14 protein-coding genes are annotated in these 16,074 nt (G+C 66.4%); 3 read left to right on the top strand and 11 right to left on the bottom strand.

Going from position 1 to position 16,074, the window contains the following annotated elements:
- Positions 1-14 precede the first annotated feature (14 nt).
- Genes hpaE through ABCR88_RS13275 form a run of 3 tightly spaced genes read right to left on the bottom strand, consistent with a single transcriptional unit; the run spans position 15 to position 2,945 of the window.
- Positions 15-1,475 carry a 5-carboxymethyl-2-hydroxymuconate semialdehyde dehydrogenase gene (hpaE, locus tag ABCR88_RS13265; protein WP_350404694.1) on the bottom strand — a complete coding sequence of 487 codons (1,461 nt, stop codon included), beginning with the start codon at positions 1,473-1,475 and terminating at the stop codon, positions 15-17.
- Entirely contained in the window at positions 1,476-2,276 is an 801-nt protein-coding gene (locus tag ABCR88_RS13270; protein WP_350404695.1) for a fumarylacetoacetate hydrolase family protein, read from the bottom strand. It lies immediately after the preceding gene.
- 9 nt (positions 2,277-2,285) lie between these two features.
- Positions 2,286-2,945, bottom strand: a complete 660-nt coding sequence (locus ABCR88_RS13275; protein ID WP_350404696.1) for a fumarylacetoacetate hydrolase family protein — start codon at positions 2,943-2,945, stop codon at positions 2,286-2,288.
- Positions 2,946-3,143: 198 nt separating this feature from the next.
- Between ABCR88_RS13275 and hpaA the strand changes: the two genes are divergently transcribed.
- Positions 3,144-4,073, top strand: coding sequence for a 4-hydroxyphenylacetate catabolism regulatory protein HpaA (hpaA, locus tag ABCR88_RS13280; protein ID WP_011061651.1), 930 nt, complete (start codon positions 3,144-3,146; stop codon positions 4,071-4,073).
- Between the two features lie 114 nt (positions 4,074-4,187).
- Complete coding sequence (locus ABCR88_RS13285) at positions 4,188-5,279, top strand: DUF1176 domain-containing protein (RefSeq protein WP_350404697.1); 1,092 nt, start codon at positions 4,188-4,190, stop codon at positions 5,277-5,279.
- Positions 5,280-5,288: 9 nt separating this feature from the next.
- Here the strand turns inward: ABCR88_RS13285 and ABCR88_RS13290 are convergent, their stop codons facing one another.
- From ABCR88_RS13290 to ABCR88_RS13310, 5 genes are read right to left on the bottom strand one after another with little or no spacing between them, the layout of a single operon-like run.
- Entirely contained in the window at positions 5,289-6,950 is a 1,662-nt protein-coding gene (locus ABCR88_RS13290) for a GMC family oxidoreductase N-terminal domain-containing protein (protein WP_350022791.1), read from the bottom strand.
- 35 nt (positions 6,951-6,985) lie between these two features.
- On the bottom strand, positions 6,986-8,287 hold the full coding sequence (locus ABCR88_RS13295; RefSeq protein WP_232643138.1) for a carbohydrate porin: 1,302 nt from the start codon (positions 8,285-8,287) through the stop codon (positions 6,986-6,988).
- A gap of 56 nt (positions 8,288-8,343) precedes the next feature.
- Positions 8,344-9,408, bottom strand: a complete 1,065-nt coding sequence (locus ABCR88_RS13300; RefSeq protein WP_350024137.1) for a 2,3-butanediol dehydrogenase — start codon at positions 9,406-9,408, stop codon at positions 8,344-8,346.
- Positions 9,408-10,688 carry an MFS transporter gene (locus tag ABCR88_RS13305; protein WP_350022790.1) on the bottom strand — a complete coding sequence of 427 codons (1,281 nt, stop codon included), beginning with the start codon at positions 10,686-10,688 and terminating at the stop codon, positions 9,408-9,410. The genes ABCR88_RS13300 and ABCR88_RS13305 overlap by 1 nt, the downstream gene beginning before the upstream one ends.
- A 34-nt stretch (positions 10,689-10,722) precedes the next feature.
- Positions 10,723-11,256 carry a 2,4'-dihydroxyacetophenone dioxygenase family protein gene (locus ABCR88_RS13310; protein ID WP_019095476.1) on the bottom strand — a complete coding sequence of 178 codons (534 nt, stop codon included), beginning with the start codon at positions 11,254-11,256 and terminating at the stop codon, positions 10,723-10,725.
- Between the two features lie 326 nt (positions 11,257-11,582).
- Between ABCR88_RS13310 and ABCR88_RS13315 the strand changes: the two genes are divergently transcribed.
- Positions 11,583-12,629, top strand: a complete 1,047-nt coding sequence (locus ABCR88_RS13315) for a helix-turn-helix domain-containing protein (RefSeq protein ID WP_350022789.1) — start codon at positions 11,583-11,585, stop codon at positions 12,627-12,629.
- A gap of 168 nt (positions 12,630-12,797) precedes the next feature.
- Here the strand turns inward: ABCR88_RS13315 and ABCR88_RS13320 are convergent, their stop codons facing one another.
- From ABCR88_RS13320 to ABCR88_RS13330, 3 genes are all read right to left on the bottom strand, one after another.
- Entirely contained in the window at positions 12,798-13,919 is a 1,122-nt protein-coding gene (locus ABCR88_RS13320; RefSeq protein WP_026020252.1) for a class II histone deacetylase, read from the bottom strand.
- An 89-nt stretch (positions 13,920-14,008) separates the two neighbouring features.
- Positions 14,009-15,172 carry an MFS transporter gene (locus ABCR88_RS13325; RefSeq protein WP_350022788.1) on the bottom strand — a complete coding sequence of 388 codons (1,164 nt, stop codon included), beginning with the start codon at positions 15,170-15,172 and terminating at the stop codon, positions 14,009-14,011.
- A 24-nt stretch (positions 15,173-15,196) separates the two neighbouring features.
- The gene (locus ABCR88_RS13330; RefSeq protein WP_350022787.1) at positions 15,197-16,069 is read right to left on the bottom strand and encodes a transporter; all 873 of its coding nucleotides are present in this window, start codon (positions 16,067-16,069) and stop codon (positions 15,197-15,199) included.
- Positions 16,070-16,074 lie beyond the last annotated feature (5 nt).

Here is a 16,074-nt window from a genome sequence, read left to right on the forward strand (position 1 = left end):
GACGGTTCTGAACCTTACACGCCCCAGCGCGGTATGTGGTGGCTGCCCATGGAGAGGCAGACGTTCTTGATCTCGGCAAAGACTTCGAAGCTGTATTCGCCGCCTTCGCGACCGGTGCCCGAACCCTTGATGCCGCCGAAGGGCTGGCGCAGGTCGCGCACGTTCTGGCTGTTGATGAACACCATGCCGGCCTCGATGCCACGGGCCAGGCGGTGGGCCTTGCCGATGTCCTGGGTCCAGATGTAAGAGGCCAGGCCGTACTCGGTGTCGTTGGCCAGTTGCAGGGCCTGGGCCTCGTCCTTGAACGGGATCAGGCACACCACCGGGCCGAAGATCTCTTCCTGGGCGATGCGCATCTTGTTGTCCACGTCGGCGAACACCGTGGGCTGGATGAACTGCCCGCGGGCCAGGTGCGCCGGCAGGTTGGCCGGGCGTTCCAGGCCGCCAGCCAGCAGGGTCGCGCCTTCTTCCAGGCCGATGCGGATATAGCCGGTGACCTTGTCGTAGTGGGCCTGGGTGATCATCGAGCCGACCTGGGTCTTGGGGTCCTGCGGGTCACCGACGATCAGGCGCCTGGCCCGGGCGGCGAACTCCTTGACGAACTGCGGGTAGACGCTTTCCTGGATGAAGATCCGGCTGCCGGCGGTGCAGCGCTCGCCGTTCAGGGAAAAGATGGTGAACAGCGCGGCGTCCAGGGCCCGTTCCAGGTCGGCGTCCTCGAAGATCAGCACCGGCGACTTGCCGCCCAGTTCCATGGAGTACTTCTTCAGGCCCGCGGTCTGCATGATCTTCTTGCCGGTGGCGGTGCCGCCGGTGAAGGAAATCGCCCGCACGTCCGGGTGGCGCACCAGGGCATCGCCGGCGGTGGCACCGTAGCCCTGGACGATGTTCAGCACCCCGGCGGGAATCCCGGCTTCCACCGCCAGCCGGCCCAGCTCATTGGCGGTCAGCGGCGACAGTTCGCTCATCTTCAGCACCGCGGTATTGCCCAGGGCCAGGCACGGCGCGGTCTTCCAGGTGGCGGTCATGAACGGCACGTTCCATGGCGACACCAGGGCGCAGACGCCCACCGGCTGGTACAGGGTGTAGTTGAGCATCTGGTCGTCCACCGGATAGCTGTGGCCATCCATGCGGGTGCAGACCTCGGCGAAGAAATCGAAGTTGTGGGAGGCCCGGGGAATCAGCACGTTGCGGGTCTGGTGGATCGGCAGGCCGGTGTCCAGGGTTTCCAGCTCCGCCAGGTGCGGCACGTTCTCTTCGATCAGCGCACCCAGGCGGCGCATCAGCCGGGCGCGCTCTTTGGCCGGGGTATTGGCCCATTTCGGAAAGGCTTCCTTGGCCGCCGCCACCGCCTGGGCGATCTCCTCGGCGCCGCCGCTGGCCACCTCGCCGATGGCTTCACCGGTGGCGGGGTTGTAGTTGGTGAACACTTCACGGCTTTCGACTTCGCGGCCGTTGATCCAGTGTTTGATCATTTATGCGTGCTCCTTGGCCACGGCAGTGGGCTCTGGTTGGGCGTGATGGGTGAAGAATTCGCTTTCGCTGACGATGCGGTTGACCAGCCGGCCGATGCCTTCGATTTCCACCACCACCTCATCGCCGGGTACCACGTCGGACAGGCCTTCGGGGGTGCCGGTGGCGATCATGTCCCCCGGTTGCAGGGTCATGAAGCCGGACAGGTATTCAATCAGGTAAGGGATGTCGAAGATCATGTCGGCGGTGCTGCCTTGCTGACGCAGTTCGCCATTGACCCAGGTGCGCAGGGTCAGCTTGTTGGGCTCCGGTATTTCGGCGGCATCGATGATCCACGGGCCGACTGGCGTGGTGGCGTCGCGGTTCTTCACCCGCAGGTTGGGCCGGTAGTAGTTCTCCAGGTAGTCGCGGATCGCATAGTCGTTGCACAGGGTGTAGCCGGCCAGGTAGTCCAGGGCATCCTCGCGCTTGACGTTGCGCGCGGTCTTGCCGATCACCGCCACCAGCTCGCACTCGTAGTGCATGTAGGCGACGTTGTCCGGGCGCCAGGTCACCTGTTTGTGGCCGGTGTAGGTGCCGGGAGACTTGATGAACACCAGCGGCTCGGTGGGCGGCTTGAAGGCCAGCTCGGCAGCGTGGTCGGCATAGTTCAGGCCCAGGGCGAACATGGTCCCGGTGGCCGGCGGCAGCCACTGCACCTGGTCTTCGGCCAGGACCCGGCCGTCTTCCAGTTGCAGGGTGTTGGGGCCGGTGACCAGGGCCTGGTGGACCTGGCCCTGATAACGAATGCGTGCATGTTTCATGTCGGTTCCTTATTCGGCCACGATGGTGTTGGCGAGGCGGCCCAGGCCGCTGATCTGCACTTCGACCCGATCGCCGGGGCGTACATCGACCCGGCCTTCCGGAGTGCCGGTGATCAGCACGTCACCGGTGTGCAGGGTCATGAACTCGCTGATCTCGGCAATCAGCTGGGGAATGCTGCGCACCAGGTTGGCGGTGCTGTTGTGCTGCACCCGCTCGCCGTTGACCCACAGCTCCAGGCTCAGGGCATGGGGGTCGGCCACCTCGGCGGCCGGTACCAGTTCCGGGCCCAGGGCGCAGAAGCCGTCCCGGCACTTGGCCTTGACCGCGGGGCGGTAGTAGCTGTCTTCCGGCAGGCTGAATTCGTTGACGATGGTGTAGCCGGCCACGTGTTCCAGGGCGTCTTCCAGGCGCACCCGGCTGGCGCGCTTGCCGATCACCACGCCCAGGGCCGGGCCGGGCTGCAGGCGCTCCACACCTTGGGGAAGCACCACCGGCGCCTCATGGCTGTTGCGGGTGTTGGGGGTCTTGATGAACAGCACCGGCTTCACCGGCGGCTTCTGGTAGGGCGGCTGGGTGAAGCTCTGCAGATGGCTCTGCAGCAACCCCTGGTAGTTCAGCGCAACGCCGAACAGGGTGCCGCCGGCGTGATCGTTCAGTGCACGGCTCATCGGGCTCTCCTGGTGTCCGTACCCGTAGCGGCTTGCCGCTGGCGGGTCGATTTCGTTAATGTGTTAACGTTATATTTAATATGTTAACGATCGTCAAGCGATGGACTGCCCGCTTCCATCCCGCAGTGGCGGGCAAGCCGCGAATCACGCAGGATGCGCAGGGTCCGCGTGGATCAAAATAAAAAACAGAAGGGCGCCATGAACCCACGCCAACCGATTCCCAACATCAACATCGGCCAGGTCTACGACCAGCGTTACGCCGATGCCCAGGTGCACTACGACAAGCTCAGCAACCTGGCCGGCTTCTTCGGTCGCAACATGCCGGTGCATCGCCACGACCGTTTCTTCCAGGTGCATTACGTGCAGAGCGGCGCGGTGCGGGTCTACCTCGACGATCAGCAGTATCTGGAGTCGGGGCCGATGTTCTTCCTGACCCCGCCGACCATTCCCCACGCCTTCGTCACCGAGGCCGACAGCGAAGGCCATGTGCTGACCGTGCGCCAGCAACTGGTGTGGGAGTTGATCGGCGCCGACCCGGCACTGGCCCCGGCGCCCCAGGTGCCGCCGGTGTGCGTGGCCCTGGCGCGCCTGGGGCCGCAGTTCGCCGGCGAAGTACGACGCCTGGAGGGCCTGTTCCATGAATTGCAGCGGGAGATTGCCGGGCAGGGCCCGGGGCGCGAGCCGGCGCTGGAAGCCCTGACCCGGCTGCTGATGATCAGCCTGCTGCGGTTGTCGGCCAACTCCCTGACGGCGCGCCCGGCACGCCATGAAGACCTGCAGATCTTCCACCGCTTCAACGAGCTGATCGAGGCCCGCTACCTGGAGCACTGGCCCCTGGGCCGCTACGCCAGCAGCCTGGGAGTGACCGAGGCGCGCCTCAATGATGTCTGCCGGCGCATCGCCGACCTGCCGTCCAAGCGCCTGGTGCATGAACGGGTGATGCAGGAGTCCAAGCGCCTGCTGCTGTTCACCGGCAGCTCGATCAACGAAATCTGCTACCAGCTGGGCTTCAAGGATCCGGCCTATTTCAGCCGGTTTTTCCAGCGTTACGCCAAGACCGCGCCGGGGGAATACCGCTTGCGCCAGGGGCAGGCGCCTGCCCCTGGCGCAAATGCGCCGGGTGCCTGATCGCTGGGGCAGGGCTGATGCCATGGAGCCGCCCCCAGGCAACTGACCCTGGCGGTATTCGCCGCCTGGCGGGCGTGGCAGAATCCGCGCCTTTGCCCGACAAGGAGCGTCGTCATGCTGCGTACCGTTGTGTTGCCCCTGCTGGTGCTTGGCGCCTTGCCGTGCCTGGCCCGGGAGCTGCCGGAGCTGACGCCGCTGTGGTTGCAACAGGAGGGCTGGATCGTCGCGTGCGACAACCGCCGCGACTGCCAACTGCTCTACGCGCCGAACATCGATTTTGCCGAGCGGGTCAACCACCTGACCCTGAAAGTCCGCAGCCAGGCCGGCCCCGAAGGCCTGTTGCAACTGCAACTGGAGCACCAGGGCGCGCCATTGGAGCTCGGTGCATTGCGCCTGGATGGCCAGCCGCTGGAGCCCGGCTTACTGGCGGCGCTGGTCCAGGAAGTGGAAGCCCCCGACAGCACCCGTGAACAACAGTACTACCGGGTTGATGACCAGCCCCTGGCCCGGCAATGGCTGGCGCGGCTGCGGGCCGGACAGGTGCTGGAACTGCCGGGAGAGGAGCCGGCCCAGGTGCTGCTCAAGGGGTTGCCGGACTTGCTGCAACGGGTGGACCAGGTGCAGCAGCGCCAGGGCACGGTCAGCGCCCTGGCGGCGCTCGGCGAACAGCCGGCCAGCGCGGTGCCCGGGTTGCAGCCGGCCGCGGCATTGCGCCCCTATCCCGGGGTGACGCCCCTCGGCGCCCGAGAGCGCACCGGGCTGCTGGCGGCGGTGCGCAAAACCTTGCCGCCGGCAAAGACCGAAGATGCCGACGACTACGTCATGCCACCGAGGATCGAGGTCTATCCCCTGACCGCGCAGCAGGCGCTGGTCTTCGAGTTCTCCGATTGCGGTGCCTACATCTGCCTGTTCGATATCAGCAGCCGCTCGCGCACGGCGCCCTATGCGCTGCAGCCCCTGCAGATGCAGGCGTTGCCGGCCGGCAGCGTCGACCATGCCGGGGGCCTCAACTATTACCCCGAGACCGGCGAGCTCAGCAGTTTCCTCATGGGCCGCGGGATAGGCGACTGCGGTGAAATGGCCAGTTGGCACTTCGATGGCCAGGCCTTCCAGCTCACCGATTATCGGCGCATGCCCACCTGCAGCGGCCTGGGCTACGAAGACTGGCCGGTGCTCTGGAGCGCCGAGGCACCCAAGCGCCCCTGAGCCCCGGCATCAGGTGCAAGCTTCGCCTTGAAGCACGTTGCTCGGTTGCGCCGGTGCCGTGCCCAGCAACAGGTCGGCGGCCTTTTCGCCGACCATGATTGCCGCCGCATTGGTGTTGCCGGTGATCAGGCTCGGCATGATCGAGGCGTCCGCCACCCGCAGCCCCTGGAGGCCGTGGACCCGCAACTGGTCGTCCACCACCGCCTGTTCGTCGTGGCCCATCTTGCAGCTGCCCACCGGGTGAAACACCGTGCCCAGGTGCTGGCGGATCCATTGTTCGATCTGCTCCTGGCTCTGCACCTGCGGGCCGGGTACCAGCTCGCCCTTGAGGCGTTGGGAGAAGGCCCGGGTCGCTGCCAGCTGGCGCACCAGGCGCAAGCCGGCCACCAGCTTGCGCAGGTCTTCGGGGTGGCTGAGGAAGTTGGCGTCGATCAGCGGCTTGTCGTGCGGGTCGGCGGAATTCAGGCGCACCCGGCCGCGGCTCTGCGGGTGCATCACCGCCACATGCAGGCTGATGCCGTGGCCCACGGGGATCAGGCGCTGGGGCTGGTTCTTCAGGGCCGGGGCGACGATCAGCCCCAGTTCCGGCAACGGGTCCTCGGGCGTAAGGCGCAGGAAGGCTCCGGACTCGACGGTGTTGGAGGTCAGCGGGCCCTGGCGCCGGGTCAGGTACTGCCAGGGTGAGCGGGCCAGGGGCAGCAGGCCCTTGGCGGAAATGCCGTAGCCCAGTTCGGGGTCGCTGCGGTACATCAGCACGATGTCCTGGTGATCCTGCAGGTTGAGCCCGACCCCTGGCAGCGGGTGGCGGGAAACGATCCCGTGGCGCGCAAGCTCCTCGGCCGGGCCGATGCCGGACAGCAACAGCAGTTGCGGTGAGTTGATCGCCCCGGCGCACAGGATCACTTCACGGCGTGCCTGCAGTTGCCAGACCCGACCGTCCTGGCTGATTTCCACACCGCTGGCACGAGTGCCTTGCAGCAACACCCGGTGGGTCAGGGTGCTGCTCAATACCGTCAGGTTCTGCCGGTGCAGGATCGGGTGCAGGAAGGCCCGTGCCGCGCTGCAGCGTTCGCCGTTGATCTGGGTGACATGGAAGGGCCCAAAGCCTTCCTGCTCCGGGCCGTTGAAGTCCGGGTTGTAGCTCCAGCCCAGCTCGGTGGCGGCCTGGTAGAACACCTGATTGACCGGGCTCGGACTTCGCTGCTCGGCGACGTTGAGCTCGCCGTGCTGGCCGTGCCAGGGCGAGTCTCCCGGTTCGAAATGCTCCGAGCGCTTGAAGTAGGGCAGCAGTTCGTCATGGCTCCAGCCCTGGTTGCCGGCGGCGGCCCAGCGGTCGAAGTCCAGGCGATGGCCGCGGATATAGATCATGCCGTTGATCGCGCTGGAGCCGCCCCAGACCCGACCCCGGGGGCAGGGGATCGGCACGTCGCCACTGCTTGCCTGTGGGCTGAACTGGTGCATCCAGTTCCAGCGCGGGTTGGCGATCAGGCGGATAATCCCCGCCGGGGTACGCACATAGGCGGCGGGCAGCAGGGTGCGGTCGCTGGGCCCGGCTTCGATCAGGCACACCTGGACCTTGGGATCGGCGGACAGCCGGTTGGCCAGCACGCAACCGGCGGAGCCGGCGCCCACCACTATGTAGTCGAAGATCTGCGTGGTTGATTCACTCATCGAAGGTACCTCGTTGGCAGTCACAGAAATCCATCTCAGAGCCCCAGCAGCGAGCCGACGTCGAGGGTCACTTGCAGGCCGACGACAAAGCCGTTGCCGCTCAGCTCGCGGGCTTCGGGGTTGTAGAAGTTGTCCGGGTTGACCAGGTACTGGACGCTGGGCTCCAGGGCCAGTTGCCGGGTCAGGGCGATATGGGCGTTGGCTTCCAGTGCGTAGACATTGCGTTCACCCAGGCGCGGGTCGCCACCGTTGGCGATGCGGGCCTGCTGCTGGAAGCGCAGCTGGTGGTCGTTGAGGCGCAGGTAGCTGGCCTTGAAGTTGAGCTTGTCCTGGGGCCGATCAAAGGGGGCGAGGTAGGTCAGCCCGGCCTCGGCGAACTGGCTGAAGGGCTGCTTGTCGTCGGCCGCCGCCGACAGCGAACCGAACAGCAGCAGGGCCTGGGGCGCGCTGCCGGTACCGGCGTCGGCACGCCACAGTGCCTGCTGGAACTTGAAGAAGGCACCGCCGGTGCCGAAGTCCATGGCCCCGGTCAGCGGGTCCACCTGCTTGGAGGTGTTGTAGTAGCCATTGAGCTCGTAGTGGGAGCTGTAGGCATCGCGGTTCTGGCTGCCGATGCCCAGCAGCAGGCTGGTGCCGCTGGCGTCGTCGGTACTGAAATCCAGGCCCTTGCGCTCCTTCAGGTAGTCCACCGGGTTGGACTCGAAGGCGCCGCCATGCACGTACCACTGGGGCGTCAGCTGGTATTTCAGGTAGCCGCCCCAGCTGCCGTAGGGCGGCGGCAGGATGCCGGTGGAAGAGTCGATGATCGGGTCGTTGCAGGTCACCGTGCTTTCGCAGTTGTAGATATAGAAGTAGCGCCGGGCGTTGGTCCGCCCCAGGCTCAGGTCGACCCGGCCGTCGAGCCAGGTCTGCTGGTAGGTCAGCAGGCTCAACTGGTTGCTGGTGAGGTCGTTGTGGATCGGCGCGCCGCCGAAGTAGCTGCCGGCGGCGCCCTGCCAGTTGCGCGAGGTGGGCACGCCGGTCTCGTGGTCGAGGATGAACAGCGTCTGCTCGAAGTGCAGGGCCGCGCCGTCGAGGCCGGCGAAGGTCCCCAGATCGATATCGGCGCCGACGAACAGGTCGCCGCTGTTGCCGAAACTGTGGGGCCGGGGGCCCGTGTCCAGGTTCTTCATGGCCAGGCTGAGGAACTGCACATGGGGCGTGATGCCACGGTCGGCCAGGTAGTCCCCCAGGCCGGACAGCGGGCCGGTACGCGGCGTGGGCGGCGTCTGGGCAAGGCAATCAAGGGGCAGCAGCAAGGCGGCCAGCAGCGGGCACAGCGCATAGGTTGCATTCATGTCGGGTACTCGTTTCTTGTTGTTTTTGTCTTGAGTGTCGGTTGCACATCGTTTGTTCAGGCATCGGCCAGGGCCGGGGTCGGGTTGACCAGCACCTTGATCTGGCTCTTGTCTTGCAACAGCGCCTGGAAGCCTTGCTCCACCGCCTGTTCCAGGGCCAGGCAGCGGGTGACCGCCCGGCTCAGGTCCAGGCGCCCGCTGGCCAGCAGCTGGATCAGTTCGGGGTAGACGTGGCGGTAGCCGACGCTGCCGAGCAGGCGCAACTCGTTGTTCACCAGGTGGAAGGCATCGAACTGCACGTCGCCCATCAAGCCCACCAGTACCGCTTCGCCGCCCTTGCGCAGGCAGTGCAGGGCATGGCTCAGGGTCTGCTGGCTACCGGCGGCCTCAAAGGCGCTGTCGATACCACCGGCGCTCAGCTGCCGCAGGCGTGCCTGCAGTTGCGGGTCGGCGCCGTCCAGGGCCTCAGAGGCGCCGAACTCCAGGGCCAGGCGCCGGCGCTCGGGGTCCAGGTCCACGGCGTAGATCCGTTCCACCCCCCGTAACCGTGCCAGTAGCACCAGCAGCAGGCCGATGGGCCCCAGGCCGAACACCGCGCAACTGTCGTCGGCCATCAGGCAGCTCTGGTTCAAGGCGTGGTAGGCCACCGCTGCCGGCTCCAGCACGGCCGCCTGCTTGAAGCTGACGCTGTCCGGCAGCAGGTGCAGCATGTAGGCCGGTACCACCGCCTGTTCGGCAAAGCCGCCGTCGCCCATCAGGCCGATAAAGCCCATGGATTCACAGAGGTTGTACTGGCCCATCTGGCAGTACGAGCACTCGCCGCAGCGGTATTCGGGTTCCACCGCCACCCGCTGGCCCAATAGCCGTGCATCCACGCCCTGGCCCAGGGCTACTACCTGGCCGCAGAACTCGTGGCCCAGGGTCAGCGGCGCCCGGCAACCGGACAGCGGGTGAGCCACCTGCTGAGGTATGGAGTGAGGGCCGTCGGCGTACTCATGCAGGTCGCTGCCGCAGATGCCGCAGTAAGCGACTTGCAGCAGAACCTCGCCGAGGCCGGGCTGGCGCGGTTCCAGCTGCGTCAGGCGCAGGTCGCGGGCGGCATGCCATTGCAGTGCTTTGATCATGGGTTTCCTCCCAGGCTCGGGCTGGGTGCAGGGTGGGGGCCGGGGTGCCGGTGTTGTTGGCGGGCCAGTACCGCGGGGGCGGTTTCCTTGAGGAACAGGGCCAGCACGGCGGCCAGCAATGCGCCGCCGCAGGACATCCACATGACGATCGACAGGCCGAAGCGGTCGGCGGCGAAGCCGGCAATGGTCGGAGCGATGAAGCCGCCCACCAGCTCGCCGATGCCCATGATCATGCCCAGGGCCGTGGCCATGACTTCGCGGGGCACGGTTTCCGCGGGGATGGTGGCCATGAACAGGGTGAAGCAGCCCAGGCCGGTGTAGGTCAGCAGCATCAGCACCCCGAGCATCCAGGGCGACGAGGCGTAGAGCAGGGCGATGGGACAGCAAGCGGCAATCAGCGAGAACAGCACCAGGGTCGGGCGCCGGCCGAGGCGGTCGGAGATTGCCGGCACGCCGAAGCCCCAGAGCACCCAGGCGCCTCCCAGGCAGCTCATCACCGTGCCCATGCTGGCCGGGCTGTAGTCGCGAACCTTGACCAGGAAGGTCGGGGTGAAGGAAATCAGGATGATGAACCAGGTCAGGAACACGCAGCTGATGAGGGTGCAGAGCACGATGTTGCGGCTCTTGAGCAGGGCCAGGCGATGGCTGCCACCCGGGCTGGACGGGGTGTGCGCTCGCGGTTCGTGTCGCGGTGGGTCGGGCTGCACGTAGCGCCAGATCAACAGGGCGATCAGTAGCCCTGGAATCAGCGAAATGATGAAGGCGTGGCGCCAGCCGTAGGCTTCGGCCAGGGCGATCAGCACCGGCGGGCCGATCACCGCGCCCAACAGGCCCGCCGCCGACCCTTGCAGCAGGCCCATGTTCAGGCCCCGGCGATGGGGCGAGGAGGCTTCCACCATCAGCGATTGGGAGAGCGGCAGGATCGGCCCCTCGGCCAGCCCCATGATGGCGCGGAACAGCAAAAGGCTGAGAAAGCCGGTGACCAGCCCGGACAGCGCCGAGCACAGGGAAAACAGGATCACCGCGACGATCAGCAACGGCTTGCGCACGCCCCGGCGGTCCGACCAGGCACCCACCAGGGCCCCGGACACCGCCCAGGCCAGGGCCAGGATCGACGACAGCATGCCCAGGTGGCTGTTGCTCAGTTGCAACTCGTCAGCCATGAAGGGGAACAGGAAGGACAGCGCCAGACGATCGAAAAAGACGAAACCGAAGGTCAGGAACAGCACCCCCAGCAAGGTGTTCTCGTAACCGGCCTTGTTGTTTTTATAAGCCATGGTGGTTCTCCGAATGAGGCGTGGGCAGCGCCGGTCAGCGGAACAGGGTGTCGATATGGGCGGCGCCCAGGCCGATCTTTTCGTAGTGGGCGCGGCACATGGCGATGTAGGAGTGCACGTCGAAGTAGCCGTCGGGCTCGCCCTGTTCGTCGAGCCAGATCAGCGGGCCCTTGACGATGAAGAACACCCGCATCGGCTGCTCATGCTCATAGGCCACCAGGGTGTGGCCTTCGCCCGGGGTCTCGTAGACGAAGTCCCCGGCGGTGGCGGTCCACTCGTGCTCCAGGTAGCCCCATTTGCCGGACAGGGTGTAGGCGAAGACTTCGTGGGGGTGGTAGTGGCGGTTCACCAGCCCGGCGCTGCGGGCCAGGAGAATGTCGCACCAGCGGTTTTCGCTGGGGGAGATCCACAGTGGCCGTGAGGACACGGTCTCGGTGAAGGGCACGTACAGGCGCAGGTCGTCGCTGGCGGCGTCGGGCAGGTAGACCTCCGGCTTGGCGTCGGGCTTGAAGCAGTTGGCGATCGGTTGCAGGTCTTTCCAGAATTCACGGTGGGCGGCTTCGGGCATGGTGGGCCTCGGTTGTTGTTATGGGAGGAGCCTGGGCAGCCGGGCAGGGCGGCCATGGGGGTACGGCGCAGACTTTAGGTCGGGAGCGGGGCAAGGGTTTGCACGGATCGGACTGGTTGTTTGTCTGTTTCGGACGGCTTTTTTCCTACGGCCGATAGAGAGCTGATGACGCTCTCAAAGCGACCGGTTCCCACTGCGTTTCAAGTTGACAGGCTATATAGTTCAGATGTTAATGAATGGTCGCAGCCCGCAGTGCCTGCGGCCCCAGGTGTCCGGACACTGCCTTGCCGTCCGGGGAACATCCCGCCGCCATGAGAAGAACAACAATGTCTCCATGCGCCTTGCTCGAAACCCGGCATGCCAGCACCCAGGCCGTCGACCTGGACCAACGCCTGGCCTTCTGGGAGGACTACAACGCCAGCACCCTGGTGGGGCTCAAGTGCAACTCCTACGCCGAGGGCGGTTTCGCCGCCAGCCAGGACAACCTGCAATTGAGCGCCATGCGCCTGGCCCGCATCGTCGGCAACGAACACGTGGTGGAGCGCGACACCTCGATGATCCGCGGCGTGCCCAAGGAGTCGATCTTCGTGTCCCTGGTCACCGGCAGCGGTTCGTTCTTCTACCAGGATGGCGCCTGCCAGGTGCTGGAGCCGGGGGAGCTGGTGGTCTACCGCACCGACAAGCCCTATCTGTTCGGCTTTTCCGGGGTCATGCGCCAGTTCATCTTCGACATTCCCCAGCAGCAGTTCGCCGAGCGCTGCCTGAAACGCTTCGACCGGCCTTTGCGGATCAGCGTCGAAAGCGGGGTCCAGCGCCTGTTGCTGCGCACCCTGGGCGAACGTACCCGGAGCTTTTTCCAGCAGCCCCTGTGTGCCGAGGCCGAGGCCTATCAGGAGCAGGCCTTCGAGCTTCTGGCCAGCATCATTGCCGGGCATGTGGGGGAGCGGCCAATCAACGCCCTGAGCGCCTCCTACCTGCTGGCGGCCAAGCAGTGCATCCATGAACAGCTGGCCGACCCGACCCTGAGCTGCGAGCGGGTGGCGGCCCAGACCGGCATTTCCACCCGGCACCTGGCCCGGCTGTTCGCCCTGGAGGAAACGCTACCCAGCCGCTTCATCCTGGAAAAACGCCTGCAACAGGCCCGTCAACTGCTGTGCAGCAGCCAGGGAGCGGGCCTGGATATCAGCGAGATCGCCTACCGGCACGGCTTTGCCAGCCAGGCGCATTTTGCCCGGGCCTTCAAGAGCCGCTTCCAGCAAACCCCCACTGAGGCACGCGCCCTGGGGTTAGCCGCAACCCTGGCAAGCCCGGCAGCCGAAAGCGTCGGTCAAGCCTGTGGCGACAACCTTCGGGGCCTGGAGGAAGGCAACTGACCCGCCCGGGCCACACTGTTGCAGCAAGTAGCCTAGGGGGGCGGGGGGAGGATGGCCGGTTGGGCAGAGCGGCGTTCCGCTGGCTGGAGCCCGGGCTCCGGGGAACGCCGTTGGTGGATGCCACCGCTCGGGTGGCGGGGCTTGCCCGTTCCGGCACCAGGGCGGGGTTCAGCGCCCGGCAGCCTCCATGGCTTGGGCTTGAAGGTCGAGCAACTGGCGTTGAAAGGTCACGAATGGCTCCTTGGGCTGTTGCAGGCGTACGAACTCCAGCATCGGGTCGGCGACGGCGGTGCGGATTCCCGACAGCGCCTCCAGGGTGGCCAGCCCGCAAAACGGTACGTAAGCCTCGGAGTAGCCGCCTTCATGCACCAGCACCAGGCGCCCTCGGCACAGGCGCTCGGCAGCATCCTTCAGGCATTGGGTCATCTCGCGGAACGAGTCACTGTGCAGCAGCATCCGCGCCAGGGGGTCCACGGCATTGGCGTCATAGCCACAGGCGACAATGATCAGTTCCGGCTCGAAGCGCTCCAGGGCCGGTATCACGATGCGCTGCATGGCGTACAGGTAGGCGTCGTGGCCACTGCCCGGCAGCAGCGGGATATTGATGTTGCAGCCCAGGCCGGCGCCGCGCCCGCGGTCCTGTTCACCGCCATAGCCCGGGGGGAAGCAACCGTCCTGGTGCAGGGACAGGGTCAGCACGTCGGCCCGCTCCTCGAAGATCGACTGGGTGCCGTTGCCGTGGTGCACGTCCCAGTCGATGACCGCTACCTTGCCCAGTCCATGACGGGCCTTGGCGGCCTCGATGGCGATGGCGATGTTGGCCAGGAAACAGAAGCCCATGGCCTGGTCGCGGGTGCAGTGGTGTCCCGGTGGACGGGACAGGGAATAGGCGTTATCGGCTTCGCCGCTGAGCACGGCGTCCACGGCGGCCATGGCCAGCCCGGCGGACAGCTGGGCGATTTCATAGCTGCCCGGGCCCACCGGCGCCTCGTCGCCGAGGTGACCGCCACCGGCGTCGCTCAAGGCCTTGAAACGCTGCAGGTAGGCAGCACTGTGGACCCGCAGCAGGTCGTCTTCGGTGGCCGCTGCGGCGCTGCGCAGGTGCAACTGTCGGGTCAGGCCGGAGACATCCATCAGGCTTTTCAAACGGCGTTTGGTTTCCGGTGATTCGGCGTGCCCGGCGGCGGCTGGCGGCTGTACCCAGCCACCCACCGGCAGGGTCAGGACGTGGGGGCCGCCGCTGTGCCACAGGCTGAGTTCGTCGAAGAAAAACGCGCTTTTACAGGTCATGGTGATATCCATTTTTCAGGGTGGAATTTACAACGCGACAGCGGCTGGCCCAGGCCCTAGGTGCCAGGGGCACCAGGGCACCGAGAGCGTTAGCGTGCAGGCCGGCAACTGAGTACCAGGGCCATGGACAGCAGGGTGATTGCGGCGCCCGCCAGGAGCAGCCCGCGGAAGCCGCCGCTGCCTTCGATCAGCCGCCCGGCGATGGTCGGGCCTATGGCCAGGCCGGCGCTGATCACCAGGTTGGAGGCGTTCATCAGGCGGCCGCTGCGATCCATTTCGGCCATGCGCGCGAGGATCAGCGGCAGGATGAAGGTCCAGGTGAACTTGAACACCAGCGCCGCCAGGGCAAAGCGCGCCAGTTGCGGCTGGCCCAGAAGCAGCAGCACCGAGCCGGCCATCAGGCCGTAGCCCAGCAGGAGCAGGGCGCTACGGGGCAGGCGATCGCCGAACAGGGTGGCGCACAGGGCGCCGGCAATGCCCATCAGGGTGGCGATGGCCAGCACGTCGCCGCTGGTCTGTGCCGAAAGGCCGGACTGGCTACCGATGGCGCCGATGAAGGTCCAGACCCCGCTGAGGCTGATGTAGAAGGTCAGGATGCCGAGAATCCCCAGGGTGGCCTTGGCCCTGGAAACCGGCGGGGCCTTGGCTTCATGGCTGGCGGCCTTCGCCGCGCCCGCTGGAAAGCTGCGAGCCAGGGGCAGGCACAGCAGCATCAGCAGCGCCATGATCAGGTAGCAGGCACCCAGGCCGAAGCGTTCGAAGAGCATGGGCAGCAGGCTCAGGCCGATGGCCCCCAGCACCAGCTGGCCCATCACCCAGAAGCCGTAGGCGCGACTGGGGTTGGGGCTGCCGGCGGCGCTGGCCAGGCAGATGATCATCAGCGAGCCGCCGGCCAGGGCACTGCACGAGCGTGCGATCAGCAGCAGCGAATAGTCGTTGGCGAGCATCGACAGCAGGTTGGCGAGGATGAACAGCAGGGCGCTGCACAGCGCCGCACGGCGCCAGTCGATGTGTTTCAGCCACCAGATGGCGGGCAGGGTGGCCAGGCTCATGGCCCCCAGCTCGGCGGAAAACAGGTCGCCGATCTGGGAGGGGCTCAGTTGCCACTGGCTGGCCAGTTGCGCGGCAATGGCCGGGGCCGTCAGCAGCACCGCGGGGGTGATGGCGGCGAACAGCACGATGGCTGCCTGGAGCCCGAGGGGCTGGCGGGTGATTGGTGGATTCTGGCTCAAGGCGGGGTTCCGGGTGTTCATGGACAGGCTCCTAAGGCAAGGGGGTCAGAACACATGGACCAGGCGCAGCAGGGCGTCGGTGCCTGCAAAGCCGTTCTGGGTGGCGACGTTCTGCGACAGGCCGAACATCAGCTGGTTCTGCTTGTCCAGCCAGTGGCCGAGCTCGAACCCGACCTGGGTGTAGCGCTTGTGGGTGTCGTCGATGCGCCGGTCGTTGATCCGCAGTTCGCCGCCATCGGCGTGGATCAGGCGCAGGGCACCATAGGTGGCGGGGGTGAAGTCGTAAGAGGCGAAGGCCTGCAGGCGGTAGAGCGGGTCCTGCTTGAGGTCGCTGCCGAAGTAGTCGTCGTTGGTGCCATAGAGCTGGGCTTCCAGGTTGGCCTCCAGCACCCACTTTTCCCCCAGGCCCTGGGTGTAGTTGTAGACAAAGGTCGCGCCCCAGCGGTTGGCCCCGGGGGAGACGTCGGGGTTGCGCCCGTGGTACTCGCCCACGGGCAGCGTGATCAGGGTCAGCAGGCCGCTGTAGGTGCGGGTTTGCGGCTGGTTGATGAAGAACAGCGTGCCACCCACCTGGGGGTCGCCAAAGCCGCTTTCGCCGGTGTGGCGTTCGGCGCCGGGCAGGCGCGCGTCGATATCGGCGAAGGGCACGATGAACTGCGGGGTACAGAGGGTGCCGCACAGGTCGCTGAAGAACACTTGGCGGTAGGCCATGGCATTGACTCGCAGCTCGGCCTTGCCCGTTCTGTCGGCCGGGCCGTGGAAATCACCGGCGCGGGTGGCGGGCAGGTACAGCACGCCCAGGCTGGTGCCCGCTGGGGCGGCGAAGAAGTCCCGGGCATTGAGGTCAGCGGCGTTCAGCGAAAGGCTGGCCAGGGTAGCCGTCAGGGCCAGGGTGATGCGGGGCACGGGCGTGGTCATGGGCG

The organism is Pseudomonas sp. W17 (assembly GCF_040268305.1).
Taxonomy (GTDB): domain Bacteria; phylum Pseudomonadota; class Gammaproteobacteria; order Pseudomonadales; family Pseudomonadaceae; genus Aquipseudomonas; species Aquipseudomonas protegens.